Consider the following 269-nt stretch of genomic DNA (forward strand, 5'->3'; position numbering starts at 1 on the left):
TGATTAGCGTTGGGCTTACCCCGATCCACGTGTGGGGAATGACCGAGGCGGCGGCCACCTGTACCTGTTTGCCCCAGCGGCTTCTTGCCGACCATCCCATTGCGGCCGGGCGCGCATTCCCCTACACGCGGGTGGAAGTGTGCGACGATTCCGGCGAGCCCGTAACCGAACCCGGGGTAGATGGGGAGCTGACAATCAGCGGGCCCAACGTGGTAAGTAGATGGCTACGGCAGGGGCAGATAGTGCTTGAAGAAGCCCCCTTGGCTACC

General features: G+C 63.2%; 1 protein-coding gene. It reads left to right on the forward strand.

The features are described from left to right. A partial coding sequence (locus tag QP381_RS09050) for an AMP-binding protein (protein ID WP_285068681.1) occupies nt 1-269 on the forward strand: 269 nt, incomplete at both ends.

This window comes from Pauljensenia sp. UMB6358, assembly GCF_030216865.1.
GTDB lineage: Bacteria > Actinomycetota > Actinomycetes > Actinomycetales > Actinomycetaceae > Pauljensenia > Pauljensenia turicensis_A.